20 protein-coding genes and 1 pseudogene are annotated in these 21,213 nt (G+C 62.1%); 12 read left to right on the top strand and 9 right to left on the bottom strand.

All coding sequences use genetic code 11. The annotated features are described in order from the left end of the window. Positions 1–147 precede the first annotated feature (147 nt). Positions 148–738: a murein L,D-transpeptidase catalytic domain-containing protein gene (locus tag FHS64_RS13265; protein ID WP_243862986.1), complete on the top strand. Its 591-nt coding sequence runs from the start codon at positions 148–150 to the stop codon at positions 736–738. Between the two features lie 44 nt (positions 739–782). Here FHS64_RS13265 and purD read toward each other — a convergent pair whose 3' ends face one another. Continuing rightward, positions 783–2,057 carry a phosphoribosylamine--glycine ligase gene (gene purD / locus FHS64_RS13260; RefSeq protein WP_167179096.1) on the bottom strand — a complete coding sequence of 425 codons (1,275 nt, stop codon included), beginning with the start codon at positions 2,055–2,057 and terminating at the stop codon, positions 783–785. A 63-nt stretch (positions 2,058–2,120) separates the two neighbouring features. Then, on the bottom strand, positions 2,121–2,543 hold the full coding sequence (locus tag FHS64_RS13255; RefSeq protein WP_167179094.1) for a hypothetical protein: 423 nt from the start codon (positions 2,541–2,543) through the stop codon (positions 2,121–2,123). A gap of 97 nt (positions 2,544–2,640) precedes the next feature. On the opposite strand from FHS64_RS13255, the gene xseA reads away from it, so the two are divergent. Then, positions 2,641–4,128 (top strand): exodeoxyribonuclease VII large subunit, encoded by a 1,488-nt coding sequence (gene xseA, locus FHS64_RS13250; RefSeq protein WP_167179091.1) that lies wholly within the window; start codon positions 2,641–2,643, stop codon positions 4,126–4,128. Here xseA and FHS64_RS13245 read toward each other — a convergent pair. Continuing rightward, positions 4,125–5,333 (bottom strand): DmpA family aminopeptidase, encoded by a 1,209-nt coding sequence (locus tag FHS64_RS13245; protein ID WP_341771159.1) that lies wholly within the window; start codon positions 5,331–5,333, stop codon positions 4,125–4,127. The genes xseA and FHS64_RS13245 overlap by 4 nt on opposite strands. A 60-nt stretch (positions 5,334–5,393) precedes the next feature. On the opposite strand from FHS64_RS13245, the gene FHS64_RS13240 reads away from it, so the two are divergent. Both FHS64_RS13240 and FHS64_RS13235 read left to right on the top strand, forming a co-directional pair. Continuing rightward, the gene (locus tag FHS64_RS13240) at positions 5,394–5,594 is read left to right on the top strand and encodes a DUF2093 domain-containing protein (protein ID WP_167179089.1); all 201 of its coding nucleotides are present in this window, start codon (positions 5,394–5,396) and stop codon (positions 5,592–5,594) included. After that, complete coding sequence (locus FHS64_RS13235) at positions 5,594–6,112, top strand: response regulator (protein ID WP_167179087.1); 519 nt, start codon at positions 5,594–5,596, stop codon at positions 6,110–6,112. Before FHS64_RS13240 ends, FHS64_RS13235 begins: the two co-directional genes overlap by 1 nt. Here FHS64_RS13235 and FHS64_RS13230 read toward each other — a convergent pair. Both FHS64_RS13230 and FHS64_RS13225 read right to left on the bottom strand, forming a co-directional pair. Continuing rightward, positions 6,079–6,990 carry a lysophospholipid acyltransferase family protein gene (locus FHS64_RS13230; protein ID WP_341771158.1) on the bottom strand — a complete coding sequence of 304 codons (912 nt, stop codon included), beginning with the start codon at positions 6,988–6,990 and terminating at the stop codon, positions 6,079–6,081. The two genes, FHS64_RS13235 and FHS64_RS13230, sit on opposite strands and share 34 nt — an antisense overlap. Before the next feature lie 13 nt (positions 6,991–7,003). Beyond that, complete coding sequence (locus FHS64_RS13225) at positions 7,004–7,774, bottom strand: SDR family NAD(P)-dependent oxidoreductase (protein ID WP_167179083.1); 771 nt, start codon at positions 7,772–7,774, stop codon at positions 7,004–7,006. Positions 7,775–7,891: 117 nt separating this feature from the next. Here FHS64_RS13225 and tipF point away from each other — a divergent pair, with 117 nt between their 5' ends. The 4 genes from tipF (at position 7,892) to FHS64_RS13205 (ending at position 11,543) form a co-directional block, all read left to right on the top strand. Further along, the gene (gene tipF / locus FHS64_RS13220) at positions 7,892–9,148 is read left to right on the top strand and encodes a flagella assembly cyclic-di-GMP phosphodiesterase TipF (protein WP_167179081.1); all 1,257 of its coding nucleotides are present in this window, start codon (positions 7,892–7,894) and stop codon (positions 9,146–9,148) included. 66 nt (positions 9,149–9,214) lie between these two features. Further along, a complete protein-coding gene (locus tag FHS64_RS13215; RefSeq protein ID WP_167179156.1) occupies positions 9,215–10,084 on the top strand; it encodes a TIGR01459 family HAD-type hydrolase in 870 nt (289 codons plus the stop codon). A 49-nt stretch (positions 10,085–10,133) separates the two neighbouring features. After that, positions 10,134–10,595 carry a MaoC family dehydratase gene (locus tag FHS64_RS13210; protein WP_167179079.1) on the top strand — a complete coding sequence of 154 codons (462 nt, stop codon included), beginning with the start codon at positions 10,134–10,136 and terminating at the stop codon, positions 10,593–10,595. A 12-nt stretch (positions 10,596–10,607) separates the two neighbouring features. Next, positions 10,608–11,543: a bifunctional riboflavin kinase/FAD synthetase gene (locus tag FHS64_RS13205; RefSeq protein WP_167179077.1), complete on the top strand. Its 936-nt coding sequence runs from the start codon at positions 10,608–10,610 to the stop codon at positions 11,541–11,543. On the opposite strand, the gene FHS64_RS13200 is transcribed toward FHS64_RS13205, so the two are convergent. After that, a complete protein-coding gene (locus FHS64_RS13200; RefSeq protein ID WP_167179075.1) occupies positions 11,540–11,974 on the bottom strand; it encodes a SufE family protein in 435 nt (144 codons plus the stop codon). The two genes, FHS64_RS13205 and FHS64_RS13200, sit on opposite strands and share 4 nt — an antisense overlap. 196 nt (positions 11,975–12,170) lie before the next feature. Between FHS64_RS13200 and FHS64_RS13195 the strand changes: the two genes are divergently transcribed. Then, entirely contained in the window at positions 12,171–13,826 is a 1,656-nt protein-coding gene (locus tag FHS64_RS13195) for a sensor histidine kinase (RefSeq protein ID WP_167179073.1), read from the top strand. A 6-nt stretch (positions 13,827–13,832) separates the two neighbouring features. Here the strand turns inward: FHS64_RS13195 and FHS64_RS13190 are convergent, their stop codons facing one another. Both FHS64_RS13190 and trhO read right to left on the bottom strand, forming a co-directional pair. After that, positions 13,833–14,582 carry an SDR family NAD(P)-dependent oxidoreductase gene (locus tag FHS64_RS13190; protein WP_167179071.1) on the bottom strand — a complete coding sequence of 250 codons (750 nt, stop codon included), beginning with the start codon at positions 14,580–14,582 and terminating at the stop codon, positions 13,833–13,835. Positions 14,583–14,698: 116 nt separating this feature from the next. Then, positions 14,699–15,631, bottom strand: a pseudogene (trhO, locus tag FHS64_RS13185) (oxygen-dependent tRNA uridine(34) hydroxylase TrhO); the annotation flags it as partial. A 142-nt stretch (positions 15,632–15,773) separates the two neighbouring features. Between trhO and FHS64_RS13180 the strand changes: the two are divergent. From FHS64_RS13180 to FHS64_RS13170, 3 genes are all read left to right on the top strand, one after another. Then, the gene (locus FHS64_RS13180; protein ID WP_167179067.1) at positions 15,774–17,423 is read left to right on the top strand and encodes an MFS transporter; all 1,650 of its coding nucleotides are present in this window, start codon (positions 15,774–15,776) and stop codon (positions 17,421–17,423) included. A gap of 387 nt (positions 17,424–17,810) precedes the next feature. Beyond that, positions 17,811–19,442, top strand: a complete 1,632-nt coding sequence (locus FHS64_RS13175) for a peptide chain release factor 3 (RefSeq protein ID WP_167179065.1) — start codon at positions 17,811–17,813, stop codon at positions 19,440–19,442. A gap of 100 nt (positions 19,443–19,542) precedes the next feature. Further along, positions 19,543–20,628 (top strand): bifunctional transcriptional activator/DNA repair enzyme AdaA, encoded by a 1,086-nt coding sequence (locus FHS64_RS13170; RefSeq protein ID WP_167179063.1) that lies wholly within the window; start codon positions 19,543–19,545, stop codon positions 20,626–20,628. Here the strand turns inward: FHS64_RS13170 and yczE are convergent. Then, positions 20,615–21,208 (bottom strand): membrane protein YczE, encoded by a 594-nt coding sequence (yczE, locus tag FHS64_RS13165; RefSeq protein ID WP_167179061.1) that lies wholly within the window; start codon positions 21,206–21,208, stop codon positions 20,615–20,617. The two genes, FHS64_RS13170 and yczE, sit on opposite strands and share 14 nt — an antisense overlap. Positions 21,209–21,213: the final 5 nt, after the last annotated feature.

Genomic DNA, 21,213 nt, shown 5'->3' with positions numbered 1-21,213 from the left:
ATTGCTGAAGGGCTGCACAGCCTGATCGCGCACACTGCCACGAGGGATACCAGTATGCATGTTTCGAGACGGGGTTTGATTTTTGGCGGCTCAATGGCCTTGGCCGGATGTGCAACCGCTTCTTCGATACCACCGGCTCCGCTGGCCATGGCCCCACCTCCGCAACCGGCCATGCCGCCGCGCCCGACCGTAGCAGTGGCGCAGCAAAGCATCATCGACCCGCATGGCCTGATCCGCCCCGACCTGCTGCAACGCGCACGCGCAGCCCTCGATACCCACGGCCACCGCGTTTCTTTGCGTGACCGTATGTATGTGGTCGATTTCCAGAAGTTCTCCGGCACTGACCGCCTTTATGAAATCGACCTGCATGGCGGCTGGGTGACGGCCTATCGTACCACCCACGGACGCGGCTCGGACCCGCGCCACAATGGCTATGCGGAACGGTTCTCCAATGAGCCCGACAGCCATATGTCGTCACTCGGAGCCTATGTGACCGCCGGCGCATCATGGGGCCCGCAACAGGGGCCGAACGTGCTTCTGGACGGTCTGGAATATTCCAACAATCTGGCCCGCCCGCGCGCCATTATCGTGCACGGGGCCGACTATGCCGATCCGGCCTTCCTCGCCCGCGAGGGCAAGCTGGGCCGCTCCTATGGCTGTTTCTCGTGCAGCCATGCCGACCTCGCCGCCCTGCGCGAACGCATGGGCGATGGCCGTCTTCTGTTCGCGATGAACTAGGCACAAAGAAAAAGGGGAAGGCCGAAACCTTCCCCCCAATAATCTTAGCGACCGATGGCCCGCCAGCCGATGTCGGTACGGTTAAAACCGCCCGGCCAGTCGATCTTGGCCACAGCCTCATAGGCCCGCTCGCGGGCTTCGTTGATATCCGCGCCATAGGCACAGACATTCAGCACACGACCGCCCGCCGCCACCAGCGCGCCGTCATCACGACGCTTGGTACCGGCATGGAAGACCTGCACATGCGGGCCGAAATCCTGTTCCGCGCCACGGATGATCGAGCCTTCCAGAGGGCTGTCGGGATAGCCCTTGGCCGCCATCACCACCGTGATGACCACACCCGGCTTGAAGCTCGGCGCAGGCACCTGTGACAGGTCGCCCTTGGCACAGGCCAGCAGCAGCGGAACGATGTCGCCATCAAGGCGCATCATCAGCACCTGACATTCCGGATCACCGAAACGGGCATTGAACTCGACGACCTTGGGGCCTTCGCTGGTCGCCATCAGACCCGCATACAGCACGCCGCGATAGGGCGTGCCTTCCTCGGCCATCTTCTGGATCGTCGGCTGGACCACCAGATCATTGGCTGCCTTGACGAATTCGGGCGTAAAGACCGGCGCGGGCGAATAGGCACCCATGCCGCCTGTATTGGGGCCGCTGTCGCCGTCAAAGGCCCGCTTGTGATCCTGAGCGCCACCGAACAGCACGGCACGTTTACCGTCGGACAGGGCAAACAGGCTACCTTCTTCGCCGTCCATGAATTCTTCGATCACGACGCGCGAACCGGCGCTGCCGAAACGGCCGCCCAGCATGCGTTCGATCTCGGCCTCGGCATCCTGACGATCGGGGCTGATGGCCACGCCCTTGCCCGCTGCCAGACCGTCGGCCTTGATGACATAGGGGGCGCTGTATTCGCCAAGGGCTGCCTTGGCCTCGGCCACATCCTCATAGGCACCATAGCGAGCGGTCGGGATATTGTGACGGGCCAGAAACGCCTTGGAAAACGCCTTGGAGGTTTCCAACTGCGCCGCCTTGGCCGAGGGGCCAAAGCACGGAATGTTCAGGCGGGCCAACTGATCGGCCAGACCTTCGGCCAGTGCGGCCTCGGGACCGACCACGACCAGATCGGCCTGAATACGGGTGGCCAGTTCCACGATCCCTGCCACGTCGGTGGCCTTGATATCGGGGAAAAGCTCGCCGTGCTGCGCCATGCCTGGATTACCGGGCGCAATGACAAGCCGCGAAACGCGGGGCGATTGGGCGATTTTCCAGGCGAGAGCGTGCTCGCGCCCCCCGGATCCGACGAGCAGAATTTTCATGTCTGCCGAATGACCCCGTTAGGCCCCCATCGTCAAGCGCCTAACAGGGTTAAAGGCCGCGCTTTAGGCTGCTGGAACGTATTTTGGCAGGGCCTTCAACTGATCCAGTGTCAGATCGGTTGAAAGATCCTTGCCCTTGCCGTCAGGGTTGTCGAACAGCACCACATTGCCCACCGGCATCACCACCTTCAGATCATCGGTATTGTCCAACTCGATAACCAATCCGGTTACATTGCCCGTACCGTCAAACACCAGTGTTTCCACATCGCCCAGATCGACACCGGCAAAGGTAACCAGATCGGCATCTTCAAGCTGTTTGCGGTTCAGCCCCAGCAGAACCGGCGCATCGCCCATCGGCGCATTGGCGGCCATGCCGGACGTGATCGCGGGGTCCGCAGGGGCCGCCGGTTTCTCGCCCGTATTATTATTGCAGGCCGCAAGGGCCAGAACAGCCGCACTCAGTGCCACAGATGTCATTATACGCATGTCGGGTGTCTTCCCTTCAGGGGTTGATCTCATCTGGTCACAACGAAACCGCAACCACACCGTTCCCGTATCGCCCGCATCAGGCTAGGCTAGGCCCATGAGCGATGATGACTACGCCTTCGAAGGGGCGCCCCCTGCCGAACAGGCAGAGGCCCGTGACAACAATCCGGCCCTGTCCATTTCGGAACTGAGCTTTGCGCTGAAACGCACGCTCGAGGACCGTTTTGGTCATGTGCGGATTCGCGGCGAAATCTCCAAGGTCACGCGCCATTCGTCCGGTCACGTCTATCTGACCTTGAAAGACGACAAGGCCGCCATTGATGGTGTGGTCTGGAAGGGCGTGGTTCGCTCGCTGGGGGCCCAGCCGGAAACCGGCCTCGAAGTCATCGTCACCGGCAAGATCACATCCTATCCTGCGCGCTCGTCCTACCAGATTGTCATCGAGAGCATGGAGCCGGCGGGGGCCGGTGCTCTTCTGGCGCAACTGGAGCGCGTCAAGGCCCGCCTGCGCGAAGAGGGCCTGTTCGAGCCGTCGCGCAAAAAAGCCCTGCCTGCCTTCCCCGCCGCGATCGGTGTCATCACCAGTCCGACCGGCGCGGTAATCCGCGACATCCTGCACCGCATCAGCGACCGCTGGCCGTGCCGCGTCATTGTCTGGCCCGTCGTCGTGCAAGGCGATGCCGCCGCCAAACAGGTGGCCAATGCCGTGCGCGGCTTTGATGGCATGACGCCGGATGGACCGATCCCGCGCCCCGACCTGCTGATCGTCGCGCGGGGCGGTGGCTCGGTCGAAGACCTGTGGGGCTTTAACGACGAAGACCTTGCCCGCACCGTGGCCGAGGCCCGTATCCCGATCATTTCGGCGGTCGGGCACGAGACCGACACCACCCTGATCGACTTTGTCTCCGACCGCCGCGCGCCCACGCCGACGGGTGCCGCCGAAATGGCGACGCCGGTTCTGGCCGAGCTTCAATGGGGCCTGTCAGACCTTGAAACGCGCCTGCGCCGTTCGGGTGCGCGTCTGCTGGAAGACCGCCGTACCCGCCTGATGGCCGTGGCGCGGGGTCTGCCCTCGCGGCCCGACGACCTGCTGGCCCTGCCGCAACAGCGTCTTGATCTGGCCTCTTCGCGTCTGGGCGCCGCCCTGCACCGCAATGCCAGCGTTCACGAACAGCGCCTGACCCGCATTTCGGCGCGACTGAACCCGACCCTGCTGAACCGCCCCATCGAGCGTCGTGCAGATCGTCTTTCGGCTTTGGATGCCCGCTTCAAGCCCGCCGTGGATCGTCGCCTGATGCGCGATAGCGACCGTCTGGCCGCCCTGTCGCGCGCTCTTGCCTCGCTTGATCCGTCACGGCCCAAGCCGGGCTTTGCGCGCGTCGAAGACACAAACGGCCAGTGGATCACCTCCGCGCACAAACTGGTTGAGGGACAACAGGTGTCTCTGGTGTTCGGTGACGGCCAACGTCCTGCGGTCATTGGCGAAGGCGGCACAACAACGCCGCCGCCGGTTTCCGCGCCAGCCACGCCAAAACCTGCCGCCAAGCCCAAGGCACCGTCTGCCGATCAGGGCAGTCTGTTCTAGGGACGGACACTTAAGGGTCGGGCGCGGTCCAGAATGGTCCGCACCCGTTCCACATCCAGTGCCTCGATCACGACCTCGCGGCCATTGACGACAGACCGCGTCGTCGTGGCCTTGAACATCGAGTTGAGGATGGCTTCCTCGCTCGCCTCGGCCACCGCCACGAACAGCGGCGACATGCGATCATTGGGCCAGTCCTCGATCATGGCCGGTGCCTCGCGGCGGGCCACAGTGCGGCGCACACCCTCATGGGTCGAAAACGCAATGGCATAGTCGCCCGAGCCGTTGGAATAGGCCGCGCCCGTACGGGCCAATCCGGCAAAAGCCCGCTCGGCCAGACGCTCCAGATTACGGTCCGACAACGGCGCATCGGTCGCCACCACAATCATGATCGAGCCGTCCGGCTTTTCGGCCTCGACGGCATCTTTCAGATAATAGCGCCCGATCTCGGCCCCCACCGGCACACCGTCAATCGTCAGCAACCCGCCATAGTTGGACTGCACCAGCACCCCGACGGTAAAGCCGCCAAGACTTTGTGGCAGTTGGCGTGACGCGGTGCCGATCCCGCCCTTGAAACCAAAGGCGATGGTGCCGGTCCCTGCGCCCACCGCCCCCTCGGCAACGGGGCCGGTCGTCGCGCTTTCAATCGCTGCGATCACATGTTCGGGCCGCACATGAAGCCCGCGAATATCGTTCAGCCCGCCATCATTGGTCTCGCCCACCACCGCATTGACCGAGCGGATATCCTCATGGCCGGCTTGTTGCAGCGTCCAGCGCACCACGCCTTCCATCGCCGCCCCGACCGACAGCGTATTGGTCAGCACAATCGGACTTTCGATCTCGCCCAGCTCGACAATCTGTGTCGCGCCCGCCAGCTTGCCATATCCGTTGGCGACCTTGAGGCCCGCCGGAACCTTGTCGCGGAACAGATCGCCGCCATGCGGCAGGATGGCCGTCACACCGGTCCGCACACTGTCACCGTGATTTAAGGTCACCTGCCCCACGCGCACACCCGCCACATCGGTGATCGCATTCAGTGGCCCGCTCGGCAGCACACCGGGCGCGCGGCCCATGTCGCGGATACTGGCGCTTTGATCCGAAGGCTCACCCCTGTCCGCCACGGCCTCACCCCCTGTCATGGCCAGCAAGCTTGCCAAAATAATCGACACCCCAAGCGCCATCTTCACAGCCCCCGTTTCAAGCGACACAGTGAGATCAATGTGCAACTGATTCGCGCGTCTGCACAGTTTTGCAAAGCCCCCGCCTCCATGACCCACACAGCCTCCGATCCCTCCATCGCTATGCTGCACTATGGTGACGGCGAGTTTATCGTACTGAAAGGCGGCAGCCATGTCCGCTGTGCAGTCACCAGCCAGCCCATAGCCCTGCCCGCCCTGCGTTACTGGTCGGTCGAGCGGCAAGAAGCCTATGCGGGGCCGCTGGAATATATGAAGGCGCATGACGCCTGATGTCCGGTCTGGGAACGCTGCATATCCTGCTGGTCGATGACAATGCCAATATGCGCTCCATCATGGCTGCCATGCTCAAATCGGTCGGAGTTGGCCGGATCAGCGAGGCCGAGAACCGCAATCAGGCGCTCGAACTGGTCCAGACCCATGCCATCGATATTGCCATTGTCGATTTTCGCATGGAGCCGGTGGACGGTGTCGCCCTGACCCGCACGCTGCGCGACGAGGCGATCTGCTCCAATCCCTATCTGCCCATCATCATGATGACCGGCCATTCGGAACGCTCGCGCGTGACCGAGGCCAGAGATGCCGGTGTGACCGAGTTCGTGACCAAACCCGTCATCATCAATGACCTGATGAAAAAGATAGACGCGGTGATCTTCAAACCCCGCGCCTTTGTGCGGACAGAAACCTTTTTCGGTCCCGACCGCAGACGCACTGCCATGCTCGACTATGACGGCCCGTTCCGGCGCGAAAGCGACCGTCAGCCCTCGTTGGCCACCTTCAACCTGTCATAGACTTTTTGCGGCCAACGCTTGTGGACCCAGAACCAGTCCACCGGATTTTCGCGCACGCGATCCTCGACAAAGCGGTTGGCAGCCTGAATACCGGCCAGCACATCGGCGGCCTTGTCGCCCGTATCGGGAATGGCAATCGGCTCGTGGGCGGTCACGCGGAACCGCGCGCCCTTCAGGCGCACCACCGATAGCGGCAACATCACTGTATCGAACTTCTTGGCCAGACGCGCTGCGCCGGGCGAGGCATTGACCGGCTGGCCAAAGAACTCGACCTCCGGCCCCTCATTATATTTTTGGTCCACCAGCAGGGCGATGGAATCGCCGCGCTTCAAACCGGCCACCAGTTCACGCGTGCCGTCACCCTTGGGCGCAAACAGGCGGATACCGTAACGGGCGCGGGCCTCGCGGATTTGCTTGTCCACATAGGGGTTGTTGGCCGCACGATAGGTGACCTGACACGGCACACCCGCATGCATGATAACCGCCGCCATCACCTCGAAATTGGCGATGTGGCCGGAAATCAGAACCACCGGCTTGCCGCTGTCACGCACTGCATGCAGCCGCTCCAGACCGACAATCTCGATCCGGCCGCTTTCCGGTGTCAGGCGATCCATCACCGCCAGTTCGGCAAAGGTGCGGCCCGTCATTTCCCACTGGTCGCGGGCCAACTGCTGTCGCCAGCTTTCAGGCTTTTCAGGGAAGGCAATCTGCAGGTTACGCAACACCGTCTTGTGCGTGCCCGTCCGGGGTCCGAGGGCGCGCAACAGCCCGCCCCCGAAACTTGACGCCGCATCCACACCAATCAGACGCAAAGCCCCGAACAGGCCCGAAAACGCAACGGATTGCAGCCGCCACGTCAGGTCCTGTCCAAAGGACACCTTATGCTTGTTCTCACCAGGCAATCGTCAATCCGCCATCCACCACGAGCGTCTGGCCGGTTACATAGGCCGACGCAGGGCTGCACAGATAGACTGCTGTGCCGGCAATTTCATCCGGCAATCCGATCCTTTTCAAAGGTGCCGGTTCGGTGACCGATTTCAGGGTCTGCGGATCTTCCCAAAGATAGCGGGCAAAATCGGTCTTGATCAGACCCGGCGCGATACAGTTCACCCGCACATTTTGTGGTCCGTACTCGACCGCCAGATTGCGCGCCAACTGCATGTCTGCGGCCTTGGAGATGTTGTACGCCCCGATCAGGGCATTGCCGCGCAGCCCGCCAATCGAGGAAATAATCAGGATCGACCCGTCATTTCTCTCCAGCATTTCGGGCGCAACCATCTGGATCAGCCAGTGGTTGGACACGACATTGTTCTGGAGGATTTTGCCGAACTGGTCGTCCGAAATCCCCGCCATCGGTCCGGCATAGGGGTTGGTGGCCGCATTACAGACCAGAATATCGATCTTGCCGAAAACGGCGCGGGTGTCGTCCACCAGACGCTGCAGGTCGTCTTTCGAGGCAATATTGGCAGGGATGGCAATGGCACGGCCCTCACCGTGTTTTTCATTGATCGCCTGCGCCACCGCCTCGCACGGCTCGGCCTTGCGCGAGGAAATCACCACCTTGGCCCCGTGCTCGGCCAGTCGTTCCGCAATCGCCTTGCCGATCCCCTTGGACGAGCCGGTAATGATGGCGACCTTGCCACTTAAATCGAACAATTCCATTTGATCCCTCTCCCCTAAGGCTTGGCTTAATTGTTCACTATGATGGTAAATGTTAAGCCCAGTTCTTGGTTACCTTGTTAGAGTGCCAAATCCACTAGGAAAGTTACCGCGCCCTTCATGCAGAAAATCACCGGCGGATTGCTTTTTTTCGGCTGTCTCTTTCTGTCCCTCGCTGTCGGGGCCACCCTTTGGCGTGCCGGATGGGGCGTCGGGGCAGGCGTCGCGGGCGCGATAGGTTCGCTGGGCTTGCTGGGATCGGCCTGTGCGCTGGCGGCGGTGACGAATGAACGCCGCGCCCTGCAACGTGATCTTTCCAAGCTGAAAGAAGCGCACCGTCTTTTGGCCGATGCCATGGAATCAACCCAGGGCGCGATGACGCAACTGGCCTATGCCATCGAGAACGGCCCTGTGTCGCGTACCGACGCGCTGACCGGCGAAGTGCGCGTTCTTGAGGACATGCTCCAGCAGATGAGCGCCTCGATCGAGGAACGTCTCGCCCAGCCTGCGGTCGTGGAAACCCGCCAGCACGTTAACGGCAACGGTCTGTTGCGAACCGTGCATGATGCCTTGGCCGAAGGGCGCGTGGACCTTTATCTGCAACCCGTCGTCACCCTGCCCCAGCGCCGCACCGTCTACTACGAAAGCTTCACACGCCTGCGCGATGCGAACGGTCGCCTGATGCTGCCCAGCGAATATCTGTCACTGGCCGAGAGCGAGGGTCTGGTTCCGGCCATCGACAACCTTTTGCTGTTCCGCTGTGCCCAGATCGTGCGCCGACTGGCCCGTCAGGACCGCAAGGTCGGCGTGTTCTGCAATATCTCGCTGTCGTCGCTGGGCGATGAAACCTTCTTCCCGCAGTTTCTCGACTTCCTGAGCCAGAACCGCGACCTGAAAGAATCCCTGATCTTCGAACTGGGTCAGGCCGTTTTCGAGGCGCGCGGCGCTGCTGAAGCCCGCAACATGGCCAAGCTGGCCGATCTGGGCTTCCGTTTCTCTATCGACAAGGTGCAGACGCTGGATCTGGATTTTGCCGACCTGCAACGCTCGGATGTGCGCTTTATCAAGATCGCTGCCGACCTGATGATCGAGCAGTTGCTGGATATGGACGGCACGGCACCGCTGGCCTCGCAACCCGACATTCAGGCCGCCGATTTTGCCCCTCTGGTGCGCCGCTACGGCCTTGAGCTGATTGCGGAAAAGGTCGAAAACGAAAAACAGGTCGTCGATATTCTCGATCTCGATGTACCGATGGGTCAGGGCCACCTGTTTGGTGAACCGCGCGCCATCAAGGAAGCGGTTCTGGCCGAAACCGATCCGCCCTCGGAGTTTGTTCGCTCGACCCTGCAATCGGTGGAACGCCGCGTCCGTCATTAAAAGCCATACCCTGTGTGCGGGCTTTGAACGCTCGCAATCTGGTGCGGGGATTGCTACATGGCCCCAATGAATCTCCCCGTCGCCCTGCCCCGACTGTCGGCTGTTGCCGATGATTATGATGTTCTGCTCTGCGATGTGTGGGGTGTCATCCACAATGGTCGCGAAAGCTGGGCCGAGGCCTGCGACGCCCTGACCCGCTTTAATGAGCGCGGTGGTCATGTGGTGCTGATCTCCAACTCCCCGCGTCCGGCCAGCGATGTCATCGCGCAACTGGATGCCCTGAATGTCCCGCGTTCCAGCTGGAAAGCCTTTGTCACATCGGGCGACGCCACCCGTGCCGAGCTGGCCAAACGCGCGCCCGGCCCTGCCATGGCCATTGGCCCTGCACGCGACGCCACCACCTATGAAGGCACCGGCCTGACACTGGTGGACAATACGGCCGACGCTGCCTTCCTGTCGGTGACGGGTCTGGTCGATGACGCCACCGAAACCCCCGAAGATTATCGCGAGCGCCTGTTGCCTGCCGCCGAGCGCGGTCTGGACCTGATTTGCGCCAACCCCGACCGCATCGTCCAGAAGGGCGACCAGATCATCTATTGTGCCGGTGCCATTGCCGACCTTTACGAAGAGATGGGCGGCAAGGTCATCATGGCGGGCAAGCCCTTTGCCCCCATCTATGATCTGGCCCTGATCGAGGCTGAAAAAATGCTGGGCGGCACTGTGGATCGCAAGCGCGTCCTGTGCATCGGCGACGGCACGATCACCGATGTTCTGGGCGCACAAAACCAGCAACTGGATTGTCTGTTTATCGCGCAGGGCATTCACGGCGATGCCGCCAAAAATGATGACGGCACACTTGATCCGGCGCGAGCAGCCAAACTTCTGGACGCCGAAAACACCACCTCGCGCTATGCCGCCCTTGCCCTGACGTGGTAAGGCCGCGCCCCCTATCGCCAAACAAGTTCACCTGACGTAAAGCAGCGCTATGAGCAATCTCGTCCAAGGCCACCCGTCGGGTGGCTACATCCTCGAAGAACTTTACGTCGGCATGGCCGCCGAGAAGATGATTCCGGTCACCGAAGAACGCATCCAGCTGTTTGCCGATGCTTCCGACGACTATAATCCGGTCCATCTGGACGAGGCCTTTGCCTCCAAGACCGCCTATCGCGGCCGTATTGCCCATGGTCTGCTGAGCGCCTCGTTCGGTTCGGCTGTGGTGGGTACCGTTTTGCCCGGTGCAGGCTCGATCTACATCTCGCAATCGCTGGCCTTCCATTATCCGGTTCGCATCGGTGATACCGTCCGTATCCAGATTTCGGTCATTTCGGTGGATGCTGAATCGGCCCGTGTCGAACTGAACTGTGAAGGTTTTGTCGGTGACAAGCTGATCATGGACGGTATCGCCACTGTGCGCGTCCCGCGCCGTCGCAAGCCTTCGGCGCGTTAAGAGACAACCGGCGTGGCGATCGAAGTCATTCGCGACTGGCGCGGTCTTTCGGCCTCCCAAAAGGGAGCCGCTGTGGCCGTGGGCGCTTTTGACGGTGTGCATCGGGGCCATCAGGCCGTGATCGCCTCGGCCCGCGAGGCCGCCCGACGTCTGGGCGTGCCGCTGGGCGTGGTCAGCTTCTATCCGCATCCGCGCCGCCTGTTCCAACCGGACGCCGCACCGTTTGCCCTGATGACGCCGGACCAGATGGCCCGCGCGCTGGAAGACCTCGGTGTGGATCGCCTGTATCTGCTGCCGTTCGAGCGCGAAATGGCCAGCCTGAGCGACGAGGCCTTTGCCCGCGAAGTGCTGTCCGAAGGACTCGGTATTGTGCATGCCGCCGTTGGTTTCGACTTCACCTTCGGCAAGGGCCGCTCGGGTTCGCCCGACCTTCTGACCCAGTACGGCGAAAAACTGGGCTTCAGTGTCTCGTTGACCCCGCGCAAGGATGATGCGGACGGTCTGAAACTGTCATCGTCTGCCGTGCGCGAGGCGCTCAAGGCCGGTGATATGGACCGTGCCACGGCTATTCTGGGTCGCCCCTTTGCCATTGAAGGCAAGGTGATCCACGGCGACAAGCGCGGCCGCACCATTGGCATTCCCACCGCCAATATCGCCATGCCCGACTATATGCGTCCGGCCTATGGCGTCTATGCCACCCGCACCCGTCTGCCGGACGGACGTGTGTTTGGCGGTGTCGCCAATCTGGGCATCCGCCCGATGTATGTGATCGAAGACCCGCTGCTCGAAGTCTGGCTGTTCGACTTCAACGAGAGCCTTTACGACCTGACGGTAGAAACCGAGCTGGTCGCCTTCCTGCGTCCCGAGATGAAGTTCGACGGTCTGGACGCGCTCAAGGTCCAGATCGAGGAAGACACCCGCAGGGCCAAAGAGGTCTTGGCCGCTTAGGCTTTCGCCAGTAGCGCCGCCTCGCGGATACGGCCCACCATCGAATTCAGGCCATTGGCCCGCTGGCGCGTCAGGGCCGAGGGCAGACCCAGACGATCCAGAGCCGCCTTGGCATCAAAGTCCAGAATCTCGTCCGCCTTGCGTCCCGAATAGAGACGCAGCAACAGGGCGATATTGCCCTTGGACAGGGCGCTGTCGGAATCGGCATCAAAGAACAGGACATCGCCTTCGCGGCGGCTGTTCAGCCAGACCTGCGCGGCACAACCCGGCACCTTGTTGGCGTCGATACGCGCCTCTTCCGGCAGGGGTTTCAAGTCCTTGCCCAGATCGATCACATATTCGATCCGGCCTTCCCAATCGCCCAGCAGGTCGAACTCCTCGATCAGTTCATCAAGGACGGCTTGGATGGAGGCAGAAGCAGTATCGGTCATGACAGGTTCCATACTCTGCCTGCCGACAGCTTCACAACGCCCCATTTGTCCAATCATCCCCCACATCGCCATCATACGTCTCGTCATAGACGAGAGGAGAGTTGGGAACCGCCATCCAGACGGGTATTCTAGCGGCTTGATTCTTGCTTTGGCCGACACAACTCCCTTGTGAGCGCCACCGGACCTGTACCCTCTTTTGAACGCCTCGCTTAAACCACCAGTCAACGCCCAAACCCTGAACCGGACCGATCCGGCTCAGCCCCACCGGCGTGCCTTGTGGCATCTGTTATGGGGCTTTGCCCTGCTGGCCCTGTGCGCGGCGGCCCTGTTCACGCGCGCCAGCCTCTACAGCCTTATCGGTCTGTTTGTGGCCGCTCTTCCGGCGCTGGCCGTGTTCGGTCTGCAAACCCTTCCCGCGCCGCGCACGCCGTGGCCGCAACCGGTCCCGCCCTCGCCCTTATGGACTGTGATCCTGTGGTGCCTGTGCCCAGCCGTCGCCTTCGCCCTGACAGGGGGACTGAACGGCCCTCTCGTTGCGCTGGCCTTTGCGCCGGTTGCGGGTGGACTGGCCCTTAGAACAGCGGGCAGCGAGCGTTCGCTGGTCTATGGTTTGGGTAGTGCCCTGCTGGGCCTGTTCATCGGCAGCGTGACCCACCCCCTGTTGCCACCGGCCTCGCTCTCGCCCGTCCTCGGCAACCTTCTGGGCATACTGGTTCTGGTCTTCGCCGTGGTGGCGGCGCTGAATACGCGCAGCACCGGCCCCGTCGTGCCCTTGGCCATGGCGCGGATGGAATCGGCACTGACCGACCAACCGGGCCTGACACTGGTGCTATCGCCAACCGGCAAGGCACTGGCCGCCTATGGTGCCGCCCCGCCCGCCATTGATATCGACGGCCTGTTTAATGAAACCGATGGCGAGGGCGGTCTGATCGAAGCCGTCCACCCGCCCGACCGCGCCACCGTGCGTGCCGCCCTGTCCCGCGCACAGGCCGGACAACCGGCTCAGGTCCGCTTTACGCCGCGTGCCGCACTGGACCGCCGCGTACTGTTGGTGGTGCGCCGTATGCAGGGTGACAGCCGCCGCATCGCCGCCCTGATGCTGGACGCCACCCTACAACATGCGCGTGAAAGCGAACTGGACGCCGCCCGCATCGAGGCCGAGGCCCAAGCACTGGCCCGTTCGCGCTTTATCGCTCATCTCAGCCACGAATTGCGCACCCCGCTGAATGCCGTGCTGGGCTTCTCGGACATGATGAAGCACCAGTTGGTCGGCCCTCTGTCGGATCGCTATACCGACTATGCGTCTTCGATCCACACAGCGGGCAGCCACCTTCTGGATGTCATCGGCAATGTGCTGGACGTGTCGCGTATTGATGCCGACCGTTACGAGCTGGACTGCGAAGATACCGACGCCCGCGAACTGGCCGACGCCGCGCTGGCACTGGTGCGGGTTCAGGCCGAGGAAAAGGCCATCGACCTGTCGGCAGACCTGCCCGACCACGCCCTGATGGTGAATGTGGATCGCCGCGCGGTGAAACAGATACTGGTCAACCTGCTGGGCAATGCGGTGAAGTTCACGCCCGCCAATGGCAAGATCACTCTGTCGGCCACACTGGACGACGAGGGTCTGCTTATGAAGATCAGCGACAACGGTGTCGGCATTGCCCCGCAAGACCTTGCCCGTCTGGGCCGTCCGTTCGAACAGGCTGGCGATGCCCGCCAGAAGGCTCAAGGCACGGGCCTTGGCCTGTCTCTGGCACGCTCGCTGGCCGAACTGCACGGCGGTACGCTGACACTGGAAAGCAAGCTGGGCGAAGGCACCGTGGCCAGCCTTCGCCTCCCCGCCCTTTAAGTCGACTTAAGCTCTGGCGACCTGAAAACCGGCAAAGGACTGGCTGACCGGCATCAGTTCCAGCGTATTGATGTTCAGATGCGCCGGCAGGCTGGCCACCCAGTACAGCGTCTCGGCAATGTCCTCGGCCGTCATCGGGTTTGCACCCTGATACAGGCTATCCGAAGCGCCTTGATCGCCGCCGGTACGCACCAGTGTAAACTCGGTTTCGGCCATGCCCGGCTCGATCGAGGTCACGCGCACACCCGTACCATGCAGGTCCGAGCGCAGGCCGAGGCTGAACTGGCGCACAAAGGCCTTGGTGCCGCCATAGGCATTGCCGCCACGGTACGGATAGTTGGCCGCCACCGAGGAAATATTGATGATCGCGCCCGCCCGCTCGATCAGACGCGGCAACATGCGGTGGGTGATGGTCATCAGGCCGGTGATATTGGTGTCGACCATCTGCTGCCACTGGCCAAGATCGGCTTCCTGCGCAGGGCCGGTGCCCAGCGCCAGACCGGCATTGTTAATCAGCAGATCAATAGAGCCAAACGCTTCGGGCAGGTCCGCCAGCGCCGCATCAATCGCCGCCGCATCACGGATATCGAACACCAGCGGATGCACGACATCCGCGCCCAGTTCTTCAACCAGTGCCGCCAGACGCTCGGAGCGGCGCCCCGTGGCGATGACCTTCCAGCCCTCGGCGGCAAAGCGACGGGCCGCGGCCAGACCGAAACCTGCGGTGGCTCCGGTAATAAGAACGGTCTTGCTCATGCTGTTGGTTCCGGTTTGGCAGATGTTTCCTGCTTGGCAGCAGCGGCTGCGCGCGCGTGTTCGCGCTCTTCGGCGGCACGGATGCGGGCCTGTTCGGCAGCAATCTTGGCATCGGTGCCGATGTGGGCAATGCCGCGTTCCTTGGCCAGTTCGATCTGGCGCTGGCGTTCGGCATAGGCGGCGCGGCGTTCTTCGCCCCGCTCGTCCCAGCAGCGGTCGCACGATACACCTTCGACAAAGCGAGCAGACTTCATGCCCTCGGCACTGACCGGCATACGGCAGGCGCGGCACAGGGTGTGTTCACCCAGTTTCAGGCCATGGCCCACCGAAACGCGCTCGTCGAACACAAAGCACTCGCCATCCCACAGGCTGGCAGGCTCGGGGATTTCTTCGAGATATTTCAGGATACCGCCTTCGAGGTGATGCACCTCGGCAATACCTTCGGATTTCAGATAGGCGGTCGATTTCTCGCAGCGGATACCGCCCGTGCAGAACATGGCCACCTTGGTCGGCTTGTCGCGCGTGACCAGCGCACGGCCTTCCTTTTCAAACCATTCAGCGAATTCGCGGAAGGTCTTGGTATTGGGCTGGATGGCGTTCTTGAACGTGCCGATCTCGAACTCGTAATCGTTACGCGTGTCGATGATGACCGTATCGGGATCGGCAATCAGCGCGTTCCAGTCTTGCGGCTTCACATAGGTGCCGACGCCATTGACCGGATCGAGATTGGGCAGGCCCATGGTCACGATCTCTTTCTTGATCCGCACCTTCATGCGGTAGAAAGGCATTTCGTTCGCGCCGGAATATTTCAATTCCAGACGATCAAAACCCGGCTCGGCATAGATACCGTCCACCACGCGCTTGATCGCATCATGCGGTCCGGCAATCGTGCCATTGATGCCTTCGTGCGCCACCAGAAGGGTGCCGCGCACCTCTTCGCCGCACAGGGCAATCAGGCGCTCGCTCAGCGCCGACGTGTCTGCCACCGGCGCAAAGCGGTATAGGGCAGCAACCAGAACGGGATATTCTAAGAAGGTCGTATCAGTCACGCGGCCTCTATAAGGCTTTTGTGCCGGAAAACCCATCCAGAACGACACCAAGGCTTGCCTTAAACCTTGGGCCGGTGTGCAGTAGGGGCATGATGCCTTTGGTCCGTATCCGTCTCGAAGCTCTCATTGCGTGGTCCTGCTGATGGCGTCGCCGAACTCCACCCTTGCGCCATTACGCCATCCGCTGTTCCGGGCCATCTGGATCACCAGCCTGATGACCAATTTCGGGGGACTGATCCAGTCGGTCGGTGCCTCGTGGATCATGACCTCGATCGGCACCACCCAGACCACGGCTCTGGTTCAAGCCTCGATCACCCTGCCCATCATGCTGTTATCGCTGACGGCGGGGGCGCTGGCCGACACTATGGACCGGCGCAAAATCATGCTGGCCGCCCAGACCTTCATGCTGCTGGTCTCGGTGGGGCTGGCCTTTATGACCTATCAGGGCTGGCTGACGCCCTGGGTGCTGCTCAGCTTTACCTTCCTGATCGGTTGCGGCGTCGCCTTTAACGGTCCCGCATGGCAGGCCAGTGTCGGTGACATGGTCCCGCGCGAAGACCTGCCCTCGGCCATTACCCTCAACTCGATGGGCTTTAATCTGGCCCGTTCGGTCGGTCCCGCCATCGGTGGTGCCGTCGTCGCCTTTGCAGGGGCCGCCTCGGCCTTCCTGATCAATGCCGTCTCCTATATCGGCATTCTGGTGGTGCTGTTCCGCTGGAAGCCCCAGGTGCCGCTGGCGACCTTGCCGCGTGAGGGACTGCTGGCGGCTATGGAGGGCGGCGTGCGCTATGCCATGCTGTCACCCCGTATTGTCGCGGTCCTGCTGCGCGCGCTGCTGTTCGGCATTGGTGCCAGTGCCCTGCAAGCCCTGATGCCGGTCATTGCCCGTCACGAGGTTGGCGGCGGGCCCCTGATCTATGGTGTGCTGCTGGGGGCTTTCGGTGTCGGGGCGGTCGGCGGCGCGCTATGCGTCACCCCGCTGCGTATCCGCTTCAAATCCGAAACCCTGGTGCGCTTCTGGATCGGAGCCTTTGCGGTGGCCGCACTGGGTGTCGCCACAAGCCCGTTCCTGCCTTTGACGATCGTGTCTCTGCTACTGGGCGGCGCGGCATGGGTGATCGTGCTGTCCACATTCAACGTCACCGTACAAATGTCCGCCCCGCGCTGGGTCGTGGCCCGCGCATTGGCGCTTTATCAAATGTGCGCCTTTGGCGGCATGGCTGCAGGCGCGTGGCTGTGGGGTTCGCTGGCCCAGAACTACAGCACTTCTCTGGCCCTGATGATCTCGGCGGCTGTGCTGTCTGTGTGTCTGCTGCTGGGGCTCAGAATGCCGCTGGCCAATAGCGAGGCCCTGAACCTTGCCCCGCTGGACCGCTGGAGAGAGCCGGACACCGAACTGCATATCGAACCGCGCAGTGGCCCGATCATCGTCTCCATCGCCTACACAATCGACGACGAAGACGTGCCCGAATTCCTGAAGCTGATGGAAGAACGCCGCCGCATCCGTCGCCGCGACGGTGCGCACCAGTGGCGTCTGATGCGCGATCTGGCCAATCCGAATATCTGGGTGGAGAAATACCAGACCGCGACATGGCTGGACTATATTCGCCACAACCAGCGCATGACCCATGACGATGCCCGTATCACCGGCGCGATCCGCGAACTGCATCGCGGCGAGGAGCGCCCCGTGGTCAATCGTATGATCCAGCGCATTACCGGCAGCGTGTCACCGCATCTGCATACCGAGCGCAACTATGGCGAGCCGATGACGGATCCGACCCGCGCCTCTTAAGACAGGACCAAACGACCTATGGCGCGAAGGGCCTATGCCTTTCGCGCCGCTGTCGGAATGGCCCGTCAGATCAGACTATGGCGTGGAAAATCAAATGCACGCTGAGTGCGACACCCAGCAAAACAGCAAAGCCGCACAACAGGCCTACAGCCGGATGCATTTCTTTGCGGACATTCTCATTGCGCGAAAAAGACGTTCCGCGCGACCTACCCGGATGAACCAGAGCCATGACGTTTCCTTCCCTTTTACGGCGATGACCATCGTGGGGCACCGTCTCGTTAGGAAACCGTCCCCTAAAGACCCCTCATTGGCTAGGGGCATTCACAGCATCGTGAACGGTGACTTTTGGGGCTGATTGCTCTAACCCCCGCGGTCAGAGGATTTTTTATGTCGAAACTGACCATTGCAGACGAAGCGCACCGCCGCCGGACCTTCGCCATCATCGCGCACCCCGATGCCGGTAAAACCACGCTGACAGAACATATCCTGTTGGCCGGTGGCGCTGTGCGTGCCGCAGGGGCCGTCAAGGCGCGTGGTGATAACCGCCGCGCCCGTTCCGACTGGATGAAGATCGAAAAAGAACGCGGCATCTCGGTCACCGCCTCGGTGATGACGTTCGAGCATGACGGCAAGATGTTCAACCTGCTGGACACGCCGGGCCACGAAGACTTTTCGGAAGATACCTATCGTACCCTGACCGCCGCCGACTGCGCCATCATGGTGCTGGACGCCGCCAAGGGTATCGAGCCGCAGACGCTGAAGCTGTTCGAGGTTTGCCGCCTTCGCAACATCCCGATCATCACCTTCATCAACAAGCTAGACCGCGAAGCGCAGGACCCGATGGCCCTGCTGGACGAGGTCGCCAGCCGCCTGCAATTGGACCCCGCCCCGATCTGGTGGCCTGCCGGTAGCGGTACCCGCCTGCGCGGACTGGTCGAGGTCGGCACCGGCCGCTTCCAGCCCTATGCCAAGAAGATTGCCGGTTCGACCGATGATGCCGAGCATCCGGCCGCACTGCCGCTGACCGATGCCGCCCAGTATTTCGAACAGGGCGAACAGGACGAAGTGGCAGAGGCTGTGGAACTGGTCGAAGCCGGTTATCCGGCATTTGACCGCCAGTCCTTCCTTGAAGGCCACCTTACGCCTGTGCTGTGGGGCTCGGCCCTGCGCCACTTCGGCATCGAGGACCTGCTGCGCGCCATTGGCGAATGGGCCCCCGCGCCCAAGGTCATGCCTGCCCGCAAGGAAGCCCCGCCGGAAACCCGCAACGCCCCCGCCCCCGAGGCCATCGAGGTCGATCCGGGCCAAAACGAAGTCACCGGTTTTGTGTTCAAGGTTCAGGCCAATATGGACCCGAACCACCGCGACCGTATCGCCATGTTCCGCATGGCCTCCGGCTCGTTCAAGCGCGGCATGAAGCTGAAGGTGCAGAACACCGGCAAACAGTTGTCGGTCAACGCGCCGATCATGTTCTTCGCCTCGGACCGTGAACTGGCCGAAGAAGCCTATGCGGGCGATGTGATCGGCATTCCCAACCACGGCGTGCTGCGCGTGGGTGACAGCCTGTCCGAAAGCGGCCTTGTCCGCTTTGCCGGCCTGCCGAACTTTGCGCCGGAAATCCTGCAACGCGTCCGTGTGAAAGACCCGCTGAAGGCCAAGCACCTGAAGAAGGCGCTGGAAGGTCTGGCCGAAGAAGGCGTGACCCAGCTGTTCCGTCCCGAAATCGGTGCCGACTTCATCGTCGGTGCCGTCGGCCAGCTTCAGTTCGAAGTTATGGCCGACCGTCTGGGCGAGGAATACGGTCTGGATGTCCTCTTCGAGCCATCCCCCTATGCCGAGGCCCGCTGGGTCGGCGGAGACAAGGCCGACCTTGAGGACTTTGCCGGCAAATACCGCCCGCAAATGGCCTTCGATATCGACCAGAACCCTGTCTTCCTGGCCAAGTCCTCGTGGGAAACCGGCTATGTCGGCGAACGCTTCCCCAAGGTGACCTTCTCCAAGACGCTGGAACGCGGTTAAGTTTTCAAAGGGGAGGCTCCGGTCTCCCCTTTTTCGTGGCCGGAACAATAGACGCCCGAAAACCGGCGGCAGGGTTCACCAGATCGGTTATGATCGAACCATGCTGTTTGACCTGCCCTCGCCCGATATTCTGTACGACGCCCTCGTTGCGCGTGATGACCGCTATGACGGGCAGGCCTTTGTTTGTGTGCATTCGACCGGCATTTTTTGTCGCCTGACCTGTCCGGCACGAAAGCCCCTGCGCGAGAACTGCACGTTCAGAGCCACGGTCGGCGAATGTATCGAGGCGGGTTTTCGGGCCTGCAAACGCTGTCACCCGCTACAGGCCGCAGCCCAGAACGATCCGGTCATCACCGACCTGCTGGCGCGTCTGGAGGATCGTCCCGACCACCGCTGGTCCGAACCGGACATCGCAAGACTGGGCTATGACCTGTCCACGGTGCGCCGCGCCTTCAAGCGCCATTTCGGCATGACGTTTCTGGAAATGGCGCGTCAGCGCCGCCTGCGCGAAGGCTTTGAAACCCTTGCTCTCGGAGGATCGGTTATGACCGCCCAACTGGATGCCAGTTTTGAATCACCCAGTGCCTTCCGCACGGCATTTGCCAAGCTGCTTGGCTGTGCGCCATCGGACCTGAAGTCTGACGGGGCCATGCGGGCCACATGGATACCCACGACCTTGGGCGACATGATTGCCATCAGCAGCTCCAGCCATCTGCACCTGCTGGAATTTGTCGATCGCAAGGGCCTGCCTGCCGAACTGCAAAAGATGCAGGCCCATACACCGGGCGGTCTTGGCATCGGGCGCTTTGCCCCCGCCGAACAGGCTGCCAGCGAACTGGATGACTATTTCGCCGCTCGCTCGGGCCGTTTTGAAACGCCTCTAGCCATGCACGGCACCGATTTTTACAAGCGCGTCTGGCACGCCCTGCAAACCATTCCCGCAGGCGAAACCCGATCCTATGGCGACATTGCCCGCCAGATCGGCCAGCCGACGGCTGTGCGCGCTGTCGCCCGCGCCAATGGCTCCAACCAGATCGCCCTGATGATCCCCTGCCACCGCGTTATCGGGGCCGACGGTTCACTGACCGGCTATGCGGGCGGCCTGTGGCGCAAGCAAAGGCTGATCGAGATCGAGCGCGACCTGAAAGCCACCCAAGCCGCAGAGCGCCGCTCTATTCCGGCCTAGGCTGAAAACGGTTCTGGAACCACGGCAGGAAGAACTGCACCAGCGGCCCGATACACAGGGCAAAGGCCACCGTCCCCACGCCCGCAACGCCGCCCAGCAACCAGCCGATCGCCAGAACGACCACTTCGACCAGCATTCTGGACACACGGATCGACCAGCCGAGCCTGCGGTTCAGGCCCACCATCAATCCGTCACGCGGTCCCGTACCCATGCCTGCGCCAATATAGGCCGCCGAGCCAAAACCTGTCAGGACGACCCCGAAGGCTAGCGCGCCGATGCGCAACGGCCAGCCCTGAAACTCGGGCAGCACCCACAAGAAGAAGTCCAGCGACAAACCGATCATCAGGATGTTCGCAATCGTGCCGATACCGGGCATCTGGCGCAGCGGTATCCACAACAACATCACCACCACACCTGACAGGATGCTGAGCACGCCGAGGCTAAGCCCCGTCAGTCCCGACAGGCCCTGATGGAAGACATTCCACGGATCCAGCCCCAGATTCGAGCGCACCATCAGGGCCGCCCCCAACCCGAACACACACAGACCAGCCAGCAGCTGGATAAATCTTAATCCCCACATAGCTC

The organism is Brevundimonas terrae (assembly GCF_011761985.1).
In the GTDB taxonomy this organism is placed as follows: Bacteria; Pseudomonadota; Alphaproteobacteria; order Caulobacterales; family Caulobacteraceae; genus Brevundimonas; species Brevundimonas terrae.
Note: the sequence above shows the minus strand (reverse complement) of the source record. Positions and strands in the feature narration are given on the sequence as shown.

Coding starts and splice junctions, on each gene's coding strand:
- FHS64_RS13265 (WP_243862986.1), top strand. CDS start 148: ATGGCCCCACCTCCGCAACCGGCCATGCCGCCGCGCCCGACCGTAGCA.
- purD (WP_167179096.1), bottom strand. CDS start 2,057: ATGAAAATTCTGCTCGTCGGATCCGGGGGGCGCGAGCACGCTCTCGCC.
- FHS64_RS13255 (WP_167179094.1), bottom strand. CDS start 2,543: ATGCGTATAATGACATCTGTGGCACTGAGTGCGGCTGTTCTGGCCCTT.
- xseA (WP_167179091.1), top strand. CDS start 2,641: ATGAGCGATGATGACTACGCCTTCGAAGGGGCGCCCCCTGCCGAACAG.
- FHS64_RS13240 (WP_167179089.1), top strand. CDS start 5,394: ATGACCCACACAGCCTCCGATCCCTCCATCGCTATGCTGCACTATGGT.
- FHS64_RS13235 (WP_167179087.1), top strand. CDS start 5,594: ATGTCCGGTCTGGGAACGCTGCATATCCTGCTGGTCGATGACAATGCC.
- FHS64_RS13225 (WP_167179083.1), bottom strand. CDS start 7,774: ATGGAATTGTTCGATTTAAGTGGCAAGGTCGCCATCATTACCGGCTCG.
- tipF (WP_167179081.1), top strand. CDS start 7,892: ATGCAGAAAATCACCGGCGGATTGCTTTTTTTCGGCTGTCTCTTTCTG.
- FHS64_RS13215 (WP_167179156.1), top strand. CDS start 9,215: ATGAATCTCCCCGTCGCCCTGCCCCGACTGTCGGCTGTTGCCGATGAT.
- FHS64_RS13210 (WP_167179079.1), top strand. CDS start 10,134: ATGAGCAATCTCGTCCAAGGCCACCCGTCGGGTGGCTACATCCTCGAA.
- FHS64_RS13200 (WP_167179075.1), bottom strand. CDS start 11,974: ATGACCGATACTGCTTCTGCCTCCATCCAAGCCGTCCTTGATGAACTG.
- FHS64_RS13190 (WP_167179071.1), bottom strand. CDS start 14,582: ATGAGCAAGACCGTTCTTATTACCGGAGCCACCGCAGGTTTCGGTCTG.
- FHS64_RS13180 (WP_167179067.1), top strand. CDS start 15,774: ATGGCGTCGCCGAACTCCACCCTTGCGCCATTACGCCATCCGCTGTTC.
- FHS64_RS13175 (WP_167179065.1), top strand. CDS start 17,811: ATGTCGAAACTGACCATTGCAGACGAAGCGCACCGCCGCCGGACCTTC.
- FHS64_RS13170 (WP_167179063.1), top strand. CDS start 19,543: ATGCTGTTTGACCTGCCCTCGCCCGATATTCTGTACGACGCCCTCGTT.
- yczE (WP_167179061.1), bottom strand. CDS start 21,208: ATGTGGGGATTAAGATTTATCCAGCTGCTGGCTGGTCTGTGTGTGTTC.